The 19,409-nt window shown below is 72.1% G+C and carries 16 protein-coding genes; 7 read left to right on the top strand and 9 right to left on the bottom strand.

Annotation, left to right across the window (positions count from 1 at the left end; translation table 11 throughout):
- Positions 1-141 precede the first annotated feature (141 nt).
- The gene (locus tag ABZ370_RS16935) at positions 142-2,310 is read right to left on the bottom strand and encodes an ATP-binding protein (RefSeq protein ID WP_358621016.1); all 2,169 of its coding nucleotides are present in this window, start codon (positions 2,308-2,310) and stop codon (positions 142-144) included.
- A 270-nt stretch (positions 2,311-2,580) separates the two neighbouring features.
- Here ABZ370_RS16935 and gabT point away from each other — a divergent pair, with 270 nt between their 5' ends.
- Positions 2,581-3,930: a 4-aminobutyrate--2-oxoglutarate transaminase gene (gene gabT / locus ABZ370_RS16940; protein ID WP_358621018.1), complete on the top strand. Its 1,350-nt coding sequence runs from the start codon at positions 2,581-2,583 to the stop codon at positions 3,928-3,930.
- A gap of 379 nt (positions 3,931-4,309) precedes the next feature.
- Positions 4,310-4,927, top strand: coding sequence for a phosphatase PAP2 family protein (locus ABZ370_RS16945; protein ID WP_358621021.1), 618 nt, complete (start codon positions 4,310-4,312; stop codon positions 4,925-4,927).
- Positions 4,928-4,943: 16 nt separating this feature from the next.
- Here ABZ370_RS16945 and ABZ370_RS16950 read toward each other — a convergent pair whose 3' ends face one another.
- From ABZ370_RS16950 to ABZ370_RS16970, 5 genes are read right to left on the bottom strand one after another with little or no spacing between them, the layout of a single operon-like run.
- Complete coding sequence (locus tag ABZ370_RS16950) at positions 4,944-6,470, bottom strand: FAD-dependent oxidoreductase (RefSeq protein ID WP_358621575.1); 1,527 nt, start codon at positions 6,468-6,470, stop codon at positions 4,944-4,946.
- 20 nt (positions 6,471-6,490) lie between these two features.
- A complete protein-coding gene (locus ABZ370_RS16955) occupies positions 6,491-7,285 on the bottom strand; it encodes an ABC transporter permease (RefSeq protein WP_358621024.1) in 795 nt (264 codons plus the stop codon).
- The gene (locus ABZ370_RS16960) at positions 7,285-8,202 is read right to left on the bottom strand and encodes an ABC transporter permease (RefSeq protein WP_358621027.1); all 918 of its coding nucleotides are present in this window, start codon (positions 8,200-8,202) and stop codon (positions 7,285-7,287) included. Before ABZ370_RS16960 ends, ABZ370_RS16955 begins: the two co-directional genes overlap by 1 nt.
- Positions 8,199-9,386 (bottom strand): ABC transporter ATP-binding protein, encoded by a 1,188-nt coding sequence (locus tag ABZ370_RS16965; RefSeq protein WP_358621030.1) that lies wholly within the window; start codon positions 9,384-9,386, stop codon positions 8,199-8,201. Before ABZ370_RS16965 ends, ABZ370_RS16960 begins: the two co-directional genes overlap by 4 nt.
- Positions 9,387-9,414: 28 nt before the next feature.
- A complete protein-coding gene (locus tag ABZ370_RS16970; protein ID WP_358621578.1) occupies positions 9,415-10,662 on the bottom strand; it encodes a spermidine/putrescine ABC transporter substrate-binding protein in 1,248 nt (415 codons plus the stop codon).
- Positions 10,663-10,926: 264 nt separating this feature from the next.
- Between ABZ370_RS16970 and ABZ370_RS16975 the strand changes: the two genes are divergently transcribed.
- Complete coding sequence (locus tag ABZ370_RS16975) at positions 10,927-11,553, top strand: NADAR family protein (protein ID WP_358621032.1); 627 nt, start codon at positions 10,927-10,929, stop codon at positions 11,551-11,553.
- Here ABZ370_RS16975 and ABZ370_RS16980 read toward each other — a convergent pair.
- The gene (locus ABZ370_RS16980) at positions 11,499-12,404 is read right to left on the bottom strand and encodes a DUF4190 domain-containing protein (protein WP_358621035.1); all 906 of its coding nucleotides are present in this window, start codon (positions 12,402-12,404) and stop codon (positions 11,499-11,501) included. The genes ABZ370_RS16975 and ABZ370_RS16980 overlap by 55 nt on opposite strands.
- A 114-nt stretch (positions 12,405-12,518) precedes the next feature.
- Between ABZ370_RS16980 and ABZ370_RS16985 the strand changes: the two genes are divergently transcribed.
- Together ABZ370_RS16985 and ABZ370_RS16990 are read left to right on the top strand one after the other, a co-directional pair.
- On the top strand, positions 12,519-13,541 hold the full coding sequence (locus tag ABZ370_RS16985) for an adenosine deaminase (protein WP_358621038.1): 1,023 nt from the start codon (positions 12,519-12,521) through the stop codon (positions 13,539-13,541).
- Positions 13,538-14,227, top strand: coding sequence for a glycerophosphodiester phosphodiesterase (locus ABZ370_RS16990; RefSeq protein ID WP_358621041.1), 690 nt, complete (start codon positions 13,538-13,540; stop codon positions 14,225-14,227). The genes ABZ370_RS16985 and ABZ370_RS16990 overlap by 4 nt, the downstream gene beginning before the upstream one ends.
- Before the next feature lie 9 nt (positions 14,228-14,236).
- Here the strand turns inward: ABZ370_RS16990 and ABZ370_RS16995 are convergent, their stop codons facing one another.
- A complete protein-coding gene (locus tag ABZ370_RS16995) occupies positions 14,237-15,688 on the bottom strand; it encodes a gamma-aminobutyraldehyde dehydrogenase (RefSeq protein ID WP_358621043.1) in 1,452 nt (483 codons plus the stop codon).
- A 177-nt stretch (positions 15,689-15,865) separates the two neighbouring features.
- Between ABZ370_RS16995 and ABZ370_RS17000 the strand changes: the two genes are divergently transcribed.
- Both ABZ370_RS17000 and ABZ370_RS17005 read left to right on the top strand, forming a co-directional pair.
- The gene (locus tag ABZ370_RS17000) at positions 15,866-16,339 is read left to right on the top strand and encodes an Lrp/AsnC family transcriptional regulator (RefSeq protein WP_358621046.1); all 474 of its coding nucleotides are present in this window, start codon (positions 15,866-15,868) and stop codon (positions 16,337-16,339) included.
- 2 nt (positions 16,340-16,341) lie between these two features.
- Complete coding sequence (locus ABZ370_RS17005) at positions 16,342-17,703, top strand: aspartate aminotransferase family protein (RefSeq protein WP_358621047.1); 1,362 nt, start codon at positions 16,342-16,344, stop codon at positions 17,701-17,703.
- Positions 17,704-17,952: 249 nt separating this feature from the next.
- On the opposite strand, the gene ABZ370_RS17010 is transcribed toward ABZ370_RS17005, so the two are convergent.
- Positions 17,953-19,404 (bottom strand): PucR family transcriptional regulator, encoded by a 1,452-nt coding sequence (locus tag ABZ370_RS17010; protein WP_358621049.1) that lies wholly within the window; start codon positions 19,402-19,404, stop codon positions 17,953-17,955.
- Positions 19,405-19,409 lie beyond the last annotated feature (5 nt).

Consider the following 19,409-nt stretch of genomic DNA (forward strand, 5'->3'; position numbering starts at 1 on the left):
GCCGAGCGCTCTGCAGTCGGTGAGAGGGGTCCGGGCTGCCGACGCCTTGGCGCGCGAGGAGCGGGGGCCAGGGGCCGCCCCTTGGTTCGGGAAGGGGCGGGGTGGGGAAGAACCCCGGCCCCGCCCCGGCGGCCGTCTCGCTCAGCCGCGCAGGTCCACCAGCACCGGGGGGCCGCCCTCGCCGCGTACCGAGGTCACCGACAGCACCGCGTGCCCGGCGGGGACCGAATGCGCCAGCTCCGAGGCGGACCAGCGCTCGCGCTCCACCTTCCGCACCGTCACGGACTGGGTCGTCACGGCCTTCCCCGTCACCACCTTGCGGATGAAGTGCAGGACCTTGGTGAACGGCTCGTCCGAGATGATCTGCCGGTCCGTGACGTCCCGGGTCTCGACCCACTCCGTCCCCCACACCTCCGCGAACCGGGCCCCGTCCCACGTCGTCACCCCGGCACAGGCCATCCGACACCCGACCGCCCCCAGCAGCGCGCTGCGCAGCGCCTCGGGAACGTCGTCGAGGGTACGGAGGGTCAGCACCGCGCCCGCGTGGGCGGCGCGGAGGCGCTGGAGGCCGCGCAGCGCCTCGGGGGTGATGGTGTGCGACGCGTCGTCGAGGACCAGGCACGCGAAGAGCGACCGGTCGGCGCGGCCCACCGCGCACTCGGTGAACTGCGCGAGCACGAGGCGGGCCAGCATGCGGGACGCCTCGGCGTGCCCGCGCTCCGGCAGATCGATCCGGACCCGCAACGGGTGTTCGAGAGCGCGGAGGGAGAACGGACGGCGGCCGCCGGTGGTGTCGAAGAAGTCGGCGAACACGGGCCGGTCCAGCAGCGCGATCCGGTCGGCCAGCAGCGCGCCCACGTCCCCGGGCGCACCGGACTGCCGCACCCGCGCCTCCAGCTCCCGCGCCTGCGCCCGCTCCCCCGCCGCGTCGAGCGCCTCGCGCAGCGCGCCGACCGCCGTCTTCGCGCCGTCCAGCAGCTCACGCAAGTCCGGCACGGACGGGAAGCGGCCGTGCGCGGCGCGATAGGGGCCGAGCAGCTGGGCCAGCGCCGTGGCGGCGCGACGGCTGTCGCCGCCGGGCAGCGAGGCGGCCATGTCGCCGATCAGCGCCTCGGCGAGGATGCCCGCGGCCTCGTCGGGGTCGGTGGTGCCGCCGTAGAGGTCGAAGTCGTAGACGGAATCGGGACGGCCGATCTTCACGACGACGTCGAACGCCTCGTCGGTCCCCAGACCCGCCCCCGCCGCCCCCACGGACACCACCGCGACCCGCCCGGCGAGCGCCTGCAGACACAGCGACTCCACGACGGGCCGCACCAGCCGCCCGGTCTTCCCCGACCCGGGCGGCCCGACGGCCAGCAGCGAGGTGCCCAGCACATCGGGGTCGAGCGCGAGCCCGGCGCCGCGGTGCTGGTACGGATTGCGCAGATCGTCGACGGCGGTCCCGAGCCGGACTTGGCGGGCCAGCAGATCGTGCTCGGCCGTGCGCGCGGGCAGGTCCCGGGCGCCGGACGGATGGCCGTGCGAGGCGGCGCCGTGGCGCAGCACGGTGTCGGTGAACGCGGCGAGGGAGTTCCGCCCGGCCCGGACCGACTGCCAGGCGTTCTCGATCCGCGCGTGATCGACGTCGTTCATCGCCCCACCGCGCGCCTCGGCCGCCAGCCGATCAGCCGCCCCATGCGCCCCGGCGGCCCGCAGCTGCGGCCACTCGACGGGATCGGCCTCGGGCCGACTCGGCTCGGCCGCCGCGTCCGTCTCGTCCCAGGCCCGCCGGAAGAGGGGCGTAACGTAACGGCGCCAGACGTCGCCCCAGTGGCCGACGCGGCCGAAGAGAACGGCGAGGATGGCCACACACACGCCGATATAGATGCGCTGGGACCACCATCCTGCATCCGTATTACCCCCGCGCTCGTACCACGAGTCGGGTGTCAGCAGGTACATCGGCCACAGCCAATAGCCGCCGAGGTATCCGTTCCAGAGCAGCGACCAGACCAGCCACCCGCAGAGGCCGGAGATCAGCGCGCCGCTGATCAGGCGTCGGCCGGGAATCCGTTCCGGGTCCTCCGGCGGCTTGACCCGGTGCCCATACGCCCACACCCCCGGCCCCGCCCCCTCCGCCCGCGGGGAACGCAGCCACGCGGCGAAGGACGGCCGCGCGCCAGACGGCATGGGGGCGCCAGACGGCTCGGGCGCGCCCGGCGGCATGGGCGGTGGTACTGCGGGGGCCGGCGGAGGCACCCGGGGTGGGGCCGGGGGGTGGGGGGGTGGGGTGGGGTGGGTGTTGCGGGAGTCGAATGTGCCCTCGGTGTCCATCTGCTACCCCTTGCCCCCTGACCGGCTGTGCCTCTGCGTGTCGCGCCACCGCGCCACCGCCCAATCTAGTGTTCCCGCCCGGGGAGTTCAGCGACCCCACCGGGGTGGCACCTCACGACCTGCCGAGATGACGCCCGGACCGCGGCTATAGCCGTCGCGGACAAGGCAGCACACCCACTGCTCCCGAACGGAACATGCCGCTTCACTCGCCACGCGCCTAGCCTGCGAGTAAAGCCCCTGTCACGCCCCTTTCTTTCCGTGGAGTACCTCATGACCGAACTGTCCGGAGGCCCGTCCCTCCCCCAGGAGCGTCGCGTCGTCACCGCGATTCCCGGCCCGAAGTCGCAGGAGCTGCTCGCCCGTAAGAGCGCGGCGGTCGCCGACGGCGTGGGCAGCGTGCTGCCGGTCTTCACGGTGCGCGCGGGCGGCGGGGTGATCGAGGACGTGGACGGCAATTCGCTGATCGACTTCGGCTCCGGCATCGCCGTGACCTCGGTCGGCTCCAGCGCCGAGGCCGTGGTGCGCCGGGCGTCGGCGCAGCTGGCGGACTTCACCCACACCTGTTTCATGGTGACGCCGTACGAGGGGTACGTGGAGGTCTGCGAGGAGCTGGCGCGGCTCACGCCGGGCGATCACGCCAAGAAGTCGGCGCTGTTCAACTCGGGCGCGGAGGCGGTCGAGAACGCGGTGAAGATCGCCCGCGCGCACACCAGGCGCCAGGCGGTCGTCGTGTTCGACCACGGTTACCACGGCCGGACCAACCTCACCATGGCGCTCACCGCCAAGAACATGCCGTACAAGCACGGCTTCGGCCCCTTCGCGCCGGAGGTCTACCGCGTTCCGGTCGCCTACCCCTACCGCTGGCTGACGGGCCCGGAGCGCTGCGCCGAGGAGGCCGCGGCCCAGGCCATCGACATGATCAGCAAGCAGGTCGGGGCGGAGAACGTGGCCGCGATCGTCATCGAGCCGGTCCTCGGCGAGGGCGGCTTCATCGAACCGGCCAAGGGCTTCCTGCCGCGGATCGCCGAGTTCGCGAAGGACAACGGCATCGTGTTCGTCGCGGACGAGATCCAGTCCGGCTTCTGCCGCACCGGCCAGTGGTTCGCGTGCGAGGACGAGGGCGTCGTCCCGGACCTGATCACCACCGCCAAGGGCATCGCGGGCGGGCTTCCGCTGGCCGCCGTCACCGGCCGCGCCGAGATCATGGACGCGGCGCACTCCGGCGGCCTCGGCGGCACCTACGGCGGCAACCCGGTGGCGTGCGCGGCGGCGCTGGGCGCGATCGAGACGATGCGCAAGCTGGATCTCAACGCGAAGGCCAAGCGCATCGAGGAGGTCATGAAGGGCCGGCTCTCCGCGATGCGGGAGAAGCACGACATCATCGGCGACCTCCGCGGCCGCGGCGCGATGATCGCCGTCGAACTGGTGAAGCCGGGCGGCAAGGACCCCAACCCGGAGGCGACGGCGGCCGTCGCCAAGGCCTGCCACGCCGCGGGCCTGCTGGTGCTGACCTGCGGTACGTACGGGAACGTGCTGCGTTTCCTGCCGCCGCTGGTGATCGGGGAGGACCTGCTGAACGAGGGTCTGGACGTCCTCGAGGGCGCCTTCGCCGAGCTGTGACGCGAGCCGTGACCGTGAGTGGATCGTCGAGCCGCGTGAAGAAGATGTGCGGGGCCGATGGCAGGTGGGTGATCGGCCTGTCCGACAGGCTCTCGCTGCCGTACGGTCATTCCAGATGAGAGAAACACCCCGCTCGCAGGGGACTGCGGGCGATGCCGAGCCGGTGCTTCCCCAGCCCCGACCCGGCCGTGCCCTCGCGCACACCACTGGAGCCTCCGGCTCCGGATCTCCTCACCGATCGGACGGCCGCCCGCCCCAAACCCCCCGGGGCGTGCGGCACACCGATCGCCACGGCGGCCCCGGAACTACCCCCCCTGTTCCGGGGCCGCCGTCTGTCTTCTTCCGTGTCTTCTCCCGCGCTGCGGCTCTCCGCGCGCTCGTGCTCCCCGCCACTCTGCTGGTGGTGTTCGCGCTGTGCGCCTGGCAGGTCGCCGTCGATGGTCCGCTGCGCACGCTCGACGAGCGGCTCGGCCGCGCGATCGCCGGTTCGCCGTTCCCCTCCCCCGTCGCGGAATTCCTCGCCGACCTCGGCAATGCGGCGGTGGCGCTCCCGGTCCTCGGTGTGGCGCTCGGCTGCGCGGTGTGGCGTACCCGGGGCGCGGCGCGCCGCTGGCCCGCGCCGCTGGCCGCCGCGCTGGCGATGGCGGCGGTCCCGGCCCTGGTCGCGCCGCTCAAGGCGCTGTTCGACCGCCCGGGCCCGCCCGGACCGCTGGCGGGCGAGACCGGGTTCTTCCCGTCCGGCCATGCCGCGACGGCCGCCGTCGCCTATGGCGCGGCGGCCGTGCTGCTGCTCCCCCTCCTGCGGGGGCGGCTCCGCGGGCGGCTGCGGGGATGGCTGATCGCCGCGGTCGTGCTGCTCAACGTCGCGGTGGGGGCGGGTCTGGTCCGCCGGGCCTACCACTGGCCGCTGGATGTGGCCGGGAGCTGGTGCCTGTGCGGCGTACTGCTGTGGGCGGTGCTCCGGGTACGCGAACGGAACGGCCCACGCACGACCTGACACGGGGCGCCGGGGCTCAGCTGTCGAAGCCCAGCCCCACCCGGTCCATCGCCTTCAGCCACAGATTGCGCCGTCCCCCGTTGGCGTCGGCCCGGCTCATCGACCACTGGGTGAGGCCTATCCCCGCCCAGCGGACGGGTTCCGGCGGGAACGGCAGCGGTTTGCTGCGCACCATCTCCAGCCGGGTCCGCTCGGTGCGTTCTCCGGCCAGCAGGTCGAGCATCACCTCCGCGCCGAAGCGGCTCGCGCCGACGCCGAGGCCGGTGTAGCCGAGGGCGTAGGCGACGCGTCCGCCGTGTGCGCTGCCGAAGAACGCGGAGAAGCGCGAGCAGGTGTCGATCGCGCCGCCCCAGGCGTGGCTGAACCGCACGCCCTCCAGCTGCGGGAAGCAGCGGAAGAAGTGCTGCGCGAGGGTGCGGTAGGTGGCCGGGTGGTGATCGTATTCGGCGCGCACCCCGCCGCCGTAGCGGTAGACGATGTCGTAGCCGCCCCACAGGATGCGGTGGTCGGCGGTGATGCGGAAGTAGTGGAAGTGGTTGGCGGTGTCGCTGAGGCCCTGCCGTCGCTGCCAGCCGATCGCGGCGAGCTGCGCGGCGGTCAGCGGTTCGGTCATCAGGGCGTGGTCGTAGACGGGGACGATGTACGGGCGGACGCGGCGCACCAGGGCGGGGAAGGCGTTGGTGGCCAGGGCGACCTGCCGGGCCCGTACCCGGCCGTAGGGCGTACGCACCAGCATCCCGGAAGTTCCGCTTCCGGCCGCTCCGGCCGTTCCGGTTCCCGCCGTTCGGGTTCTGGCTGCTCCGGTTCTGGCCGTTCCGGTTCCCGCCGCTCCGGACCCGGCGCGGCTCAGCTGCTCGGCCGGGGTGTGTTCATAGATCCGTACGCCCAGCCCGGCGCAGGCCCGCTTCAGGCCCCAGGCGAGCTTGGCGGGGTGCAGCATGGCCACGCCCCGGCGGTCCCAGAGCCCGGCGAGGAAGGTGGGCGAGTCGACCTCGGCGCGCACCGCGTCACGGTCCAGGTACTGGGGTTCGGTGACGCCGAGCGCGGCGGCCCGGGCGGCGGTTTCGCGCAGTTCGGCGATCTGGTGGGGCCGGGTGGCGACGTCGATCTCCCCGGTGCGTTCGAAGTCGCAGTGGATGGCGTAGCGGGCGACGGCGGCTTCGATGGCGTCCAGATTGCGGTGGCCGAGCCGTTCCAGTTCGGGCATTTCACGGGGCCAGCGGGCCGCGCCGTTGGCGAGTCCGTGGGTGAGGGAGGCGGCGCAGAAGCCGCCGTTGCGGCCGGAGGCGGCCCATCCGGCCTCCTGGCCTTCGACCAGCACCACGTCGCGGCCGGGGTCGCGCTCCTTGGCGGTCAGGGCGGTCCACAGCCCGCTGTAGCCGCCGCCGATGACGAGCAGATCGCAGCGCTCGTCGCCGACCAGGGCGGGGTGCGGGCGGGGCCGTCCGGGGTCGTCCAGCCAGTACGGGGTGTAGGCGACGTCGGCGAGGGCTTCCAGGACGGGCGGTCCGGGAACGTCGCCGCCTCCGGGAGGGCGGGGCATGGCGTCTGCGGCCATGGTGGTCAGCTCCTCTTGCGGCGGGCGCCGGCCAGCCGACCGGCGAGGACGCACAGCACCGCGACCGCGAACATCGCCGTGCCGATCACATTGATCTGGACGGGGGTGCCGCGCTGCGCCGATCCCCACACGAACATGGGGAAGGTCACGGTCGATCCGGCGTTGAAGTTGGTGATGATGAAGTCGTCGAAGGAGAGCGCGAAGGACAGCAGCGCCCCGGCGGCGATGCCGGGGGCGGCGATCGGCAGGGTGACGCGCAGGAACGTCTGCGCCGGGGAGGCGTAGAGGTCCTGGGCGGCCTGTTCCAGCCGGGGGTCCATGCTCATGACGCGTGCCTTGACGGCGGTGACGACGAAGCTCAGGCAGAACATGATGTGGGCGATGAGGATCGTCCAGAAGCCGAAGCCGACGCCCATGTTGAGGAAGAGCGTGGCGAGCGAGGCGGCCATCACGACCTCGGGCATCGCCATCGGGAGGAAGATCAGGCTGTTGACGGCGGGACGGGCCCGGAAGCGGTAGCGGGCCAGCGCGAAGGCGATCATCGTGCCGAGGACGGTCGCGCCGAGCGTGGCCCACACCGCGAGCCGCAGGCTCAGCGAGAGCGAACCGCACAGGTCGGAGACGCCGCACGGATCGGTCCAGGCGTCGGTGGAGAACCGCTGCCACGCGTAGTTGAAGCGGCCGTTCGGCTTGTTGAACGAGAACACCAGCACGACGGCGTTCGGCAGGATCAGATACGCGAGGGTGGCCAGCCCCGCGAGGACCACCAGGTTGCGCCGTATCCAGCGGATGAGGGCCATCAGACGAGATCCTCCGTCCCTGCCCTGCGGATGTAGACGGTGACCATCGCGAGGATCGCCGCCATGAGGAGGAAGGACAGCGCGGCCGCCGTCGGGTAGTCGAGTACCCGCAGGAACTGCGACTGGATGACGTTGCCGATCATTTTCTGGTCGGTGGAGCCCAGCAGCTCGGCGTTGATGTAGTCGCCCGCGGCCGGGATGAAGGTGAGCAGGGTGCCCGCCACGACGCCCGGCATGGACAGCGGGAAGGTGACCTTGCGGAAGACGGTGAAGGGGCGGGCGTAGAGATCGCGGGCGGCCTCGTGCAGATGGCCGTCGATGCGCTCCAGGGAGGTGTAGAGCGGCAGGATCATGAAGGGCAGGAAGTTGTACGTCAGCCCGCACACCACGGCGAGCGGGGTGGCCAGCACCCGCTGCCCCTCGGTGATCCCCAGTCCGCTGGTCACGTCCAGGACGTGCAGCGAGTTCAGCGCCCCCACCACCGGGCCGCCGTCGGCCAGGATCGTCTTCCAGGCCAGGGTGCGGATCAGGAAGCTGGTGAAGAACGGCGCGATGACCAGGACCATGAGCAGATTGCGCCAGCGGCCCGCCCGGAAGGCGATGAGATACGCGAGCGGGTAGCCGAGCAGCAGGCACAGCACGGTGGCGGTCGCCGCGTACAGCACCGAGCGCAGGAACTGCGGGGCGTACTCGGTGAGCGCGTCCCAGTAGGTCTGTACATGCCAGGTGACGGTGAAGCCCTCTTCGAGGGAGCCGGTCTGGACGGAGGTCGACGCCTGGTAGACGAGCGGGGCCGCGAAGAAGACCAGCAGCCACAGGATGCCGGGAAGCAGCAGCCAGTAGGGCACCAGCCGCTTGCGTACGTGGCGGGGCGCAGCGCTGACGGGGGCCGCGTCGTGCGTCTGCGTGGCCGTCACGCCGCCTCCCCGCCGGTGCCCGTACCGTTATCCGGATCGGTGCCCGCGCCGATGTCCTGGTCCGGGTCGAGGCCGAACGTATGGGCGGGGTTCCAGTGCAGGACGACCTCGGCACCGGGGACGAGCCGGGGGTCGCGCTCGATGTTCTGCTCGTAGACGGCCAGCTCGGCGCCGTCCGGGGTGGCCACGGCGTACTGAGTGGAGACTCCGAGGAAACTGGAGTCCGCGATGCGGCCGGTCATCCGGTTGCGGGCAGCGGGAACGGCGCCGGTGTCCTCGGCGGGGGTCAGCGAGATCTTCTCGGGGCGCACCCCGACCAGCACCCTGGCGCCGGTGCGGACGGGGGCGCGGCACCGCCCGGCGGGCAGGGCCAGCCTGCCTCCGGCGGCCGTGAGCAGCAGATCGCCGCCGCTCTTGTCGGTGATCTCGGCCTCGATGAGGTTGGAGGTGCCGAGGAAGTTGGCGACGAAGGTGGTGCCCGGGCTCTCGTACAGCTCGGCCGGGGCGCCCAGCTGCTCGACGCGGCCGCGGTTCATCACCGCGACCGTGTCGGCCATGGTCATGGCCTCCTCCTGGTCGTGGGTGACATGGACGAAGGTGATGCCGACCTCGGTCTGGAGGCGCTTGAGTTCGAGCTGCATCTGGCGGCGCAGCTTGAGGTCGAGCGCGCCCAGCGGCTCGTCGAGGAGCAGCACCCGGGGGTGGTTGATCAGCGCGCGGGCGAGGGCGACGCGCTGCTGCTGGCCGCCGGAGAGCTGCTGCGGTCTGCGGCGGGCGAAGTCACCGAGCTGGACGAGGTCCAGCATCTCCCCGACCTGCTTCTTCACGGACTTGACGCCGCGCCGTCGCAGCCCGAAGGCGACGTTCTCGTGGATGTCGAGGTGCGGGAAGAGGGCGTAGCTCTGGAAGACGGTGTTGACGGGCCGCCGGTGCGGCGGGAGGGCGGTGATGTCGTCCCCGGCGAGCCGTATGGTGCCCGTGGTGGGCTCCTCCAGCCCGGCGATCATGCGCAGGGTGGTGGTCTTGCCGCAGCCGGAGGCGCCGAGCAGGGCGAAGAAGGAACCGGCGGGTATGTGCAGGCCGAGCGGGTGGACGGCGGTGAAGGACCCGTAGGTCTTGCTGATCCCGTCGAGCCGGACGTCGCCGCCGGTCGTGGTGGCGGCGGTGGTGGTGGGCTGGGTCATGGGTGGGCTTCCCTCGCGTGTCAGGCCGTCAGGCGCCGGTGAGCTTGGCGAACGCGTCCTCGAACGCCATCTCTTCCTTGCTCGACAGCGAGCGGAAGGCATGGGATTTGGCGGCCATCTCCTCGTCCGGGAGGATCAGCGGGTTGTCCGCCAGCTTCTTGTCGATCTTCGCGAGTTCGGCCCGTACACCGTCGACCGGGCAGACGTAGTTGATGTAGGCGGCGATCTTCGCGGCCACCTTGGGCTCGTAGTAGTAGTCGATGAGCCGTTCGGCGTTCTTCTTGTGGCGTGCCCCGGCCGGGACCAGCAGGTTGTCGGTGGCGGTCATGTAACCGGCGTCGGGGACGGCGAACTCGATCTCCGGGTTGTCGGCCCGGAGCTGGATGAGGTCACCGGCCCAGGCCATGCAGGCGGCGAGGTCGCCCCGGGTGAGGTCGCCGGTGTAGTCGTTGCCGGTGAAGCGGCGGATCTGGCCGCGGTCGGACGCTTTCCGGAGGCGGGCGATCGCCGCGCCGTACTCGTCGGCGGTGACGTCCTCGGGCCGTTTGCCCATGTCGAGAAGGGTCAGCCCGACGGTGTCGCGCATCTCGGTGAGCAGCCCGACCCGGCCTTTCAGCTCGGGGTCCTCCAGGAGCTGGGAGACGGAGGTGACGCTGCGGCCGCCGGTGGCCTTCTTGTTGTACGCGATGACGGCGGGGATGCCGGTCCAGGGGTAGGAGTGGGCGCGGCCCGGGTCCCAGTCCGGATTGCGGAATTCCGCCGCCAGCTGAGTATAGGCGTGGGGCAGGTTGGCCGCGTCCAGGGTCTGTACCCAGCCGAGCCGGATCATCCGGGCGGCCAGCCAGTCGGTGACGCAGATGAGGTCGCGTCCGGTGTCCTGGCCCGCGGCGAGCTGCGGCTTGATCTTGCCGAAGAACTCGACGTTGTCGTTGATGTCCTCGGTGTACTTCACCGTGATGCCGGTGCGGCGCCGGAACTCCTCCAGGGTCGGGCGGTGCCCGCCCTTGGTCTCGTCCATGTACTCAGTCCAGTTGGAGAAGTCGACACGCTTCTCCTCGGCGGAGTGGTCGTCGGCGGCGCTGTCGGCGCCGGTACGCCCGGCGGGCGGGATGCCGCAGCCGCTGAGCGCCCCGAGCCCGCCCACGGCGAACGCTCCGGCGCCGCCCGCACGCAGCAGCGCCCGGCGGGACAGCGCCATGCGGCCGCCGGTCGCGCTCCGCCGGATCGCGGCGAGCTGGGGCGCGGACAGGCTCTCGGGCTCGTGCCGTGACTCCATGCGCTGTGCCCCCTCGGCGAACCGCCGCTCCGTCGGACCGCATCGCTGATCCATCGCCTGATCTCCTCCGCCGGACCGCCCTCCCGCGGGGAGAGCGGCGTGGCTCCAACCGGAATCGGAGGCCGATCCTGGCAGAGCCCCCCTGCTTCAACAAGGGATTCCGTTGTTGCTTTTTGGTTTCTCGACGAATTCGGTGACGACGCCCCGAGTTCACCGATCCCGTCGCCCGGTGCGCTGTCGGTGGCCGGTGCGAGAATCCGCGGCATGGAGACGAACGGGGAGACGGCTTCGGCCACGGCGAGCGGCGGCCCGCGCTCGGTCGAGGAGCTGGTGGACCGGGCGGCACGCGGCGAGACCGTCAAGTACGTGTATTTCTGGGGCCATCGGCCACGGCGTGACGGCGTCGTGGGCTCGGAGTGCTTCAGCCAGTGGTGGCCCGCGCCGTTCGAGGTGGACGGCGTCGCCTACCCCACCGCCGAGCACTGGATGATGGCCGGGAAAGCGCGGCTGTTCGGGGACGCGGACGCCGAGCGGCGGGCGCTGGCCGCCGCGCACCCCAAGCAGGCCAAGGACGCGGGCCGTTCGGTGCGCGGCTTCGACGAGACGCGGTGGCGGGCGCACCGCTTCGCGCTGGTCGTCGAGGGCAGTGTGCACAAGTTCGGTCAGCACCCGCCGCTGCGCGACTATCTGCTGGGGACCAACTCGCGGGTGCTGGTCGAGGCCAGCCCGGTGGACCGGATATGGGGCATCGGGCTGGCGGCGGACGACGAGCGGGCGGCGGACCCGGCGCGCTGGCGCGGGCTCAATCTGCTGGGCTTCGCGCTGATGAAGGCGCGTCAGCGGCTCATATCGGCGGACGGGACCACCCGTACGACCGACATATCCGCGTAGCCGGAGTCGTCGGCGCTGTCCGAGCTGTCGCGGTTCTCGTCCGCGACATAGACGAAGATCATCACCACGCTCGCCACCACAGCGGTGGACCCGAGGATGAGCCCGGCGAGGGCCATGCCGCCGTTGGTCGCCTCGCCCCGGCTCGCCTTGGCGCGGCCGAGCGCCCCGAAGATGATCGCGAGTACACCGAGGATGATGCTGAACACGACGCTGAAGAAGAACACCAGGCCGATGATGCCGAGCACCAGGGCGGCCGTGCCGGTGCCGTTGCTCGGCAGATAGGCGCCGCCCGCCTGCCAGCCCTGGCCGTAGCCCGCACCCGGGTAGGCGGTACCGGGGTAGCCGGGGTGAGCCGTGCCGGGGTACGCCGCGTTGGGGTAGCCGTAGCCGGGCCCGCCGTACGGGGCTTGGCCACCGTAGGGGGCCGGGCCGCCGTACGGCATCGGCTGGCCGTAGCCGCCGGGGGTGGCGTACGGCGAACCCTGGTACGCGCTCGGGGTGCCGGGGCCGGTCGGGGCGGGCGGCGGCGGGGGCACCGCGTCCGGCAGGGTCACGGCCCCCGGCTGCGGCCCGGGTGCGGGCGGCGGCGGACCCGGCACAGGCGGCGGGCCCGGCAGGGGCGGCGGGGGCGGCACGGGCGGGGGTCCCGGCACGGGCGGCGTGGGCGGTGCGGCCGGGCCCGTCGGCATCGAGGTGAGGGTCTGCTGCTCGGCCACCGAGGGCCGGGGCGGCGGCTTGCCCGGCCTGCCCGGCTTGTCCAGGGGCGTATGCGGGGCCGGTGGAGCCCAGGGGTCGTGGTCGCGCGGCTCCGGCTGCCGCTGCTGGTCGTGCTGGTCGGGCTGGTCAGCCATGTATCTCCCCCACAGCGATGTCCGCCCATGCTACGGCCTGGCCACACCGCCCCGTGCGGCCGCATCTACGATGACCGGAGCCCGCCACCGGCGGCCGTCACCCGGAGGTTTTCGTTGACCGATCTCACCGCCTTCATCGCCGGACTGCCCAAGGCGGAGCTGCATGTCCACCACGTCGGTTCCGCGTCCCCGCGCATCGTGGCCGAGCTGGCGGCACGCCATCCGGACTCCAAGGTGCCCACCGATCCGGAGGCGCTGGCCGACTACTTCGTCTTCCGCGACTTCGCCCACTTCATCGAGGTCTACCTCTCCGTGGTGGATCTGATCCGCGACGCCGAGGACGTGCGGCTGCTCACCTACGAGATCGCCCGCGACATGGCCCGGCAGAACATCCGCTACGCCGAGCTGACCGTCACCCCCTACAGCTCGACCCGGCGCGGCATTCCGGACGCCGCGTTCACCGAGGCGATCGAGGACGCCCGCAAGGCCGCCGAGGCCGAGTTCGGCACCGTACTGCGCTGGTGCTTCGACATCCCCGGCGAGGCCGGGCTGCCGTCCGCCGAGGAGACCGCCCGCATCGCCTGCGACCTGCGGCCCGAGGGGCTGGTCTCGTTCGGCCTCGGAGGGCCCGAGATCGGCGTGGAGCGCCCGCAGTTCAAGCCGTACTTCGACCGCGCCATCGCCGCCGGGCTGCACAGCGTTCCGCACGCGGGCGAGACCACCGGGCCGCAGACCATCTGGGACGCCCTCACCGAGCTTCGCGCCGAGCGGATCGGCCACGGCATCAGCGCCGTCCAGGACCCGAAGCTGCTGGCCCATCTCGCGGAGCACCGCATTCCGTTGGAGGTCTGCCCGACCTCCAACCTCGCCACCCGCGCGGTCGCCACCCTCGACGAGCACCCCCTCAGGCAGCTGGTCGAGGCCGGGGTGTTCGTCACCATCAACAGCGACGACCCGCCGATGTTCGGCACCGACCTCAACACCGAGTACGCGGTCGCCGCCCGGCTGCTCGACCTGGACGCGGCGGGCGTCGCGGCCCTCGCGAAGAACGCCGTCGAGGCGTCCTTCCTGGACGCGCCCGGCAAGGCGCGGCTGGCCGCGGAGATCGACGCCTACACGGCGGTCGCGGCCCGATGACGGCGGTGGGTGCGGCCTTCCTCCCGGTCGGCCACCGCGGCGACCCGTACACCCACCGCGAGAACACCCTGGCGTCGGTCGGCTCGGCGGTGCGCGCCGGGGCGGGCGCCGTGGAGATCGACGTCCGGCTGACCCGCGACGGCGTCCCGGTCCTCCTGCACGACGCCACCCTCAGGCGGCTGTGGGGCCATGACCGGCCGCTGTCCGCGCTGACCGCCGACGAGGTGCGGCGGCTGTCCGGCGGGGGCATACCCACGCTGCGCGACGCGCTCGCCGCGACCGGCCCGGCCCGGCTGCTGATCGACCTGCCCGACGCGTCGGCCGCCCTCGCGGCCGTCGCCGAGGTGCGCGAGGCCGGGGCCGCCGACCGGGTGTACTACTGCGGCGGGCTGTCCGCGCTGCGCCGGGTGCGCCGCGCGGACCCCGGTGCCGAGATCTCCCTGACCTGGACCACCCTCGCGCCGCCCCGGCCCACCCTGCTGGCCGATCTGCGGCCTCGCTGGCTCAACTACCGCTTCGGCCTGGTCTCCCCCGGCCTCGTCGAACGCGCCCACGCCGACGGCATGCTGGTCTCCGCCTGGACCGCCGACACCCGCCGCTCGATGGCGCGGCTGCTGCGCGCGGGTGCCGACGCGATCACCACGAACCGCATCGGCACCCTCTGCGCCCTGCTCAGCCGGCGCTGATCCCGGGGACTAACCCAGCGACGTCATCACATGCTTGATGCGGGTGTAGTCCTCGAAGCCGTACGCCGACAGGTCCTTGCCGTAGCCGGACTTCTTGAATCCGCCGTGCGGCATCTCGGCGACCAGCGGGATATGGGTGTTGATCCAGACGCAGCCGAAGTCCAGGGCCTTGGACATCCGCATCGCGCGGGCGTGGTCCTTGGTCCACACCGAGGACGCGAGCGCGTACTCCACGCCGTTGGCGTACCGGACCGCCTGGGCCTCGTCGGTGAACGGCTGGACGGTGATGACCGGGCCGAAGACCTCGTGCTGGACGATCTCGTCGTCCTGCTGGAGCCCGGAGACCACGGTGGGCGCGTAGAAGAAGCCCTTCTCGCCGACCCGGTGGCCGCCCGCCTCGACCTTGGCGTGCGCGGGCAGCCGCTCGATGAAGCCGGTGACCTGGGCCAGCTGGTTGGCGCTGTTGAGCGGGCCGAACAGCACGTCCTCGTCGTCCGGGGCACCGGTCTTGGTGTCCGCGGCGGCCTTGGCCAGGGCGGTCACGAACTCGTCGTGGATCGACTCGTGGACGAGCACGCGGGTGGCCGCCGTACAGTCCTGGCCCGCGTTGAAGAAGCCCGCGACCGAGATGTCCTCGACGGCCTTGGCGATGTCGCTGTCCTCGAAGACCACGACCGGCGCCTTGCCGCCCAGCTCCAGGTGGACCCGCTTGAGGTCCTTCGACGCGCTCTCCGCGACCTGCATACCGGCCCGCACCGAGCCGGTGATGGACGCCATGGCGGGCACGTCGTGCTCGACCATCAGCCGCCCGGTGTCCCGGTCGCCGCAGATGACGTTGAAGACGCCCTGCGGATGGCCCAGTTCCGCCAGCACCCCGCCGATGATCTCGGCGAAGAGCACGGTGGAGGCCGGGGTGGTGTCGGAGGGCTTGATGACGACCGTGTTGCCCGCCGCCAGCGCCGGCGCGAACTTCCATACGGCCATCATCATCGGGTAGTTCCACGGCGCGACCTGCGCGCACACCCCGATCGGCTCGCGCCGGATGATCGAAGTCAGCCCCTCCATGTACTCACCGGCCGAGCGGCCCTCCAGCATCCGCGCCGCGCCCGCGAAGAAACGGATCTGGTCGATCATCGGCGGGATCTCCTCGTCCCGCGTGAGCCCGATCGGCTTGCCGGTGTTCTCCGACTCGGCCGCGATCAGCTCCTCCGCCCGCGCCTCGAAGGCGTCGGCGATCTTCAGCAGGGCCTTCTGCCGCTCGCCGGGCACCAGGTCCCGCCAGGCGGGGAACGCCGCCGCGGCCGCGTTCATCGCCGCGTCCACGTCGGCCGCTCCCGACAGCGGTGCCGTCGCGTACACCTCGCCCGTGGCCGGGTTGACCACCTCCGTGGTCCGCCCGTCCGCGGCGTCCCGGAACTCCCCGTCGATGTAGTTGCGCAAACGACGCAGCTCGGTGGTCACGTGCCACCCCTCCTGTCAGCTGTCCGATGGGTGAGACACCACCCTAATCGCGAAGACGACGTTTTCAACATACCCGCCACACCAGAACAACGGAATCAGTGATTTCACGACACCACGACAACGAAATTCATTGATCGAGGGTTGTCAGACAGTCGAGGCTCGTGCACAGTGAGGGTCGTGGCCACACCTGACAAGAACGGCACGCCGTCGATCGACTCCGTATCCCTGGCGATCATCGAGCAGCTCCAGGAGGACGGCCGTCGCCCCTACGCCGCCATCGGCAAGGCCGTGGGCCTGTCCGAGGCGGCGGTGCGGCAGCGCGTGCAGAAGCTGATCGACCAGGGGGCGATGCAGATCGTCGCCGTCACCGACCCCCTCACGGTGGGGTTCCGGCGCCAGGCGATGGTCGGGATCAACGTCGACGGCGATCTCGACCCGGTCGCGGACGCGCTGACCGCCATGGACGAGGTCGAGTACGTGGTGGTCACCGCGGGTTCCTTCGATCTCCTCATCGAGATCGTCTGCGAGGACGACGACCACCTGCTGGAAACGCTCAACAAGCGCGTCCGGACGCTGCCCGGCGTGCGCTCCACCGAGAGCTTCGTCTACCTCAAGCTCCGGAAGCAGACCTACACCTGGGGAACGAGATAGCCATGAGCGCGGACCTCTCCAAGACGGCGTACGACCACCTGTGGATGCACTTCACCCGCATGTCGTCGTACGAGAACGCCCCCGTGCCGACGATCGTGCGCGGCGAGGGCACGTACATCTACGACGACAAGGGCAAGCGCTATATCGACGGCCTGTCCGGGCTGTTCGTGGTGCAGGCCGGGCACGGGCGCGCCGAACTCGCGGAGAGCGCCTACAAGCAGGCACAGGAGCTGGCCTTCTTCCCGGTGTGGAGCTACGCCCACCCCAAGGCCGTCGAACTGGCCGAACGGCTGGCCGGTTACGCGCCGGGCGACCTCAACAAGGTCTTCTTCACCACCGGCGGCGGCGAGGCGGTCGAGACCGCCTGGAAGCTGGCCAAGCAGTACTTCAAGCTCACCGGCAAGCCCACCAAGCACAAGGTCATATCCCGGGCCGTGGCCTACCACGGCACCACCCAGGGCGCCCTGTCGATCACCGGTGTGCCCGGGCTCAAGGCCCCCTTCGAGCCGCTGGTCCCCGGCGCGCACAAGGTGCCCAACACCAACATCTACCGGGCGCCGCTCCACGGCGACGACCCGGAGGCGTTCGGCCGCTGGTGCGCCGACCAGATCGAGCAGCAGATCCTCTTCGAGGGCCCGGACACCGTCGCCGCGGTCTTCCTGGAGCCGGTGCAGAACGCGGGCGGCTGCTTCCCGCCGCCGCCCGGCTACTTCCAGCGGGTGCGCGAGATCTGCGACCGGTACGACGTCCTGCTCGTCTCGGACGAGGTCATCTGCGCGTTCGGGCGGCTGGGCACGATGTTCGCGTGCGACAAGTTCGGCTACGTCCCGGACATGATCACCTGCGCGAAGGGCATGACCTCCGGCTACTCCCCGATCGGCGCGTGCCTCGTCTCCGACCGGCTCGCCGAGCCGTTCTACCGGGACGGCAACACCTTCCTGCACGGCTACACCTTCGGCGGCCACCCCGTCTCCGCCGCCGTCGCCCTCACCAACCTCGACATCTTCGAGCGCGAGGGGCTGAACCAGCATGTGCTCGGCACCGAGACGGCGTTCCGGTCGACCCTGGAGCGGCTGCACGACCTGCCGATCGTCGGCGATGTCCGGGGGAACGGCTTCTTCTACGGCATCGAGCTGGTGAAGGACAAGGCCACGAAGGAGTCCTTCACGGCGGACGAGACCGAACGCGTCCTCTACGACTTCCTCTCCAAGGCGCTGTACGACAACGGGCTCTACTGCCGCGCCGACGACCGCGGCGACCCGGTCATCCAGCTGGCCCCGCCGCTGATCGCGGACCAGGCCCTGTTCGACGAGATCGAGCAGGTGCTCAGGGGCGTCCTCGCGGAGGCCTGGACGAAGCTCTGACCCACGGCAGGGTGGCTTTCCCCCACCCCGCCCCTTCCCGAACCCAGGAGCTCCGCCCCTGGACCCCGCGGCGTTCACGGGCGTACGAAACCCGAACCCGGCGGCGGCGCGCAGGGGCGCGCGGGTTGAGGGACGCCGACCAGGACGCGGGGCGGATGGGCGCGCTGCGTGCGCCGGGCGGCGGTCACCTCCGGGGTCGGCCGCAGATCCGTCTCGGCGCCGGGACCACGCCCGGGCCCTGAGACGGCGTCACTGCTGATCAGCGGCACCCCACTTGAGGGCGAACCAGAGTTCCATCCGGACGTCCGTGTCGCTCAGGTCCGCCTCCAGCAGGGACGCGGCGCGGGCGATGCGTTGGCGGACCGTGTTGCGGTGGATGTCCAGGGCCACCGCCGTACGGTCCCAGCTGCCGTGCAGCGAGAGCCACATCCGCAGCGTCTCGCGCAGTGCCGGGGCGCCGTCCAGCGGGGCGAGCCGAGTGCGGCCCAGGGCCGCGGCCTCGGCCGGGTCGACCAGTGCGGCGATCCCGCCCGGCTCCGGGGCGTGCCGTACCAGGGGCAGCCGCTCCGCGACCGCCCGGCGCAGGGCGCGGGCCGCGTCGGCGCCGCCGTGCGCCAGCCCGGCGGCGGGGACCGGCGCCCCGGCGCCCAGGGTCCAGCCGGGCTGCGCCCGTACCGTCGCGTCGCCGGGCACCAGGGCGCACAGTTCGTCCCCGTCGAGGTCGACCAGCGACGTACCGAGCCCGGCGGCGAGGGCGGTCGCGGCCAGGAGCTCGTCGTCCCCGCCTCGTCCGCGGCGCCGCCCGCGCACCACGGTCCATACGTCCGCGCCGTTCAGCAGCCCGGCGACGGCGGCGGGTTCGGCGCCCAGCATCAGCCGCACCAGTGCCGTGCGTTCGGCCCCGGCGTCGGCCGTCGCCTGCCCGGTCAGCAGCGCGAGCAGCACCATGGCCACGCCTACCGTGCCCTCTGTCGCGTCGCGGCGGGGCGCGCACACTCCCAGGGCGAGCGGGCGTTCCGGCCCGCCCAGGCCGTACGCGCTCAAGGACGTCCCGTCCGCCGTGCCCGCGGCCGAGGCCGGGCCCGTCCGGAGCCGGGCGGCCAGCGAGGCGAGCGCGGTGCGTACCTCGGGGGACGGCCGGGCGCCGGCCGCCGCCAGCTCCGCTCCGTCCGGCCCGTACAACACCGCCCACCCGCCCAGATGCCGGGCCAGCTGGCGCAGCACGGCCGGTACCGGGTGGGGCCGGGCGGCGGCGGCCGCGAGGGACTGCTGTACCTCCGTGATCCGCCGCAGCTCCTGGTGGCGGCGCTCGGCCATCACGTCCCAGACGGCGCCCGCGACGGCCGTGAAGGTGGTCTCGCGCGGCACTTCCACCAGCGGCAGCCCATGCCGGTCGCACGCCTCGACCAGAGCCCGAGGCACCTCCTGGTGCACCGGCGCGATGCCGAACCCGAGCGCCGTGGCGCCCGCCTCGACCGTGCGGGCCACATAGCGGTCCCAGTACGCGTCCGTCGCCCCGGGACCGTGCACCCCGGCGCTGAGCAGCAGTTCACCGCCCAGCAGATACGGAACGGGGTCCTCCATCTCGCTCGTGTGCACCAGGTACACCGGCGCCTCCCCGCGCGGCCCGGCGACCTGCCGCAACCCCAGGCCGGGGTGGTCCAGCAGGGCGGCGAGAGGCACGGGCACTGTCGGCGGCATGGCTG

It is taken from the genome of Streptomyces sp. NPDC005962 (assembly GCF_040629205.1).
Lineage (GTDB): Bacteria > Actinomycetota > Actinomycetes > Streptomycetales > Streptomycetaceae > Streptomyces.

Excerpts from the sequence above, each read along its gene's own strand:
- ABZ370_RS16990 (WP_358621041.1), top strand. The coding sequence starts at position 13,538 with ATGACGGCGGTGGGTGCGGCCTTCCTCCCGGTCGGCCACCGCGGCGAC.
- ABZ370_RS16980 (WP_358621035.1), bottom strand. The coding sequence starts at position 12,404 with ATGGCTGACCAGCCCGACCAGCACGACCAGCAGCGGCAGCCGGAGCCG.
- ABZ370_RS16955 (WP_358621024.1), bottom strand. The coding sequence starts at position 7,285 with ATGGCCCTCATCCGCTGGATACGGCGCAACCTGGTGGTCCTCGCGGGG.
- ABZ370_RS17010 (WP_358621049.1), bottom strand. The coding sequence starts at position 19,404 with ATGCCGCCGACAGTGCCCGTGCCTCTCGCCGCCCTGCTGGACCACCCC.
- ABZ370_RS17005 (WP_358621047.1), top strand. The coding sequence starts at position 16,342 with ATGAGCGCGGACCTCTCCAAGACGGCGTACGACCACCTGTGGATGCAC.
- ABZ370_RS16935 (WP_358621016.1), bottom strand. The coding sequence starts at position 2,310 with ATGGACACCGAGGGCACATTCGACTCCCGCAACACCCACCCCACCCCA.
- gabT (WP_358621018.1), top strand. The coding sequence starts at position 2,581 with ATGACCGAACTGTCCGGAGGCCCGTCCCTCCCCCAGGAGCGTCGCGTC.
- ABZ370_RS16970 (WP_358621578.1), bottom strand. The coding sequence starts at position 10,662 with ATGGAGTCACGGCACGAGCCCGAGAGCCTGTCCGCGCCCCAGCTCGCC.
- ABZ370_RS16975 (WP_358621032.1), top strand. The coding sequence starts at position 10,927 with ATGGAGACGAACGGGGAGACGGCTTCGGCCACGGCGAGCGGCGGCCCG.
- ABZ370_RS16965 (WP_358621030.1), bottom strand. The coding sequence starts at position 9,386 with ATGACCCAGCCCACCACCACCGCCGCCACCACGACCGGCGGCGACGTC.
- ABZ370_RS16950 (WP_358621575.1), bottom strand. The coding sequence starts at position 6,470 with ATGCCCCGCCCTCCCGGAGGCGGCGACGTTCCCGGACCGCCCGTCCTG.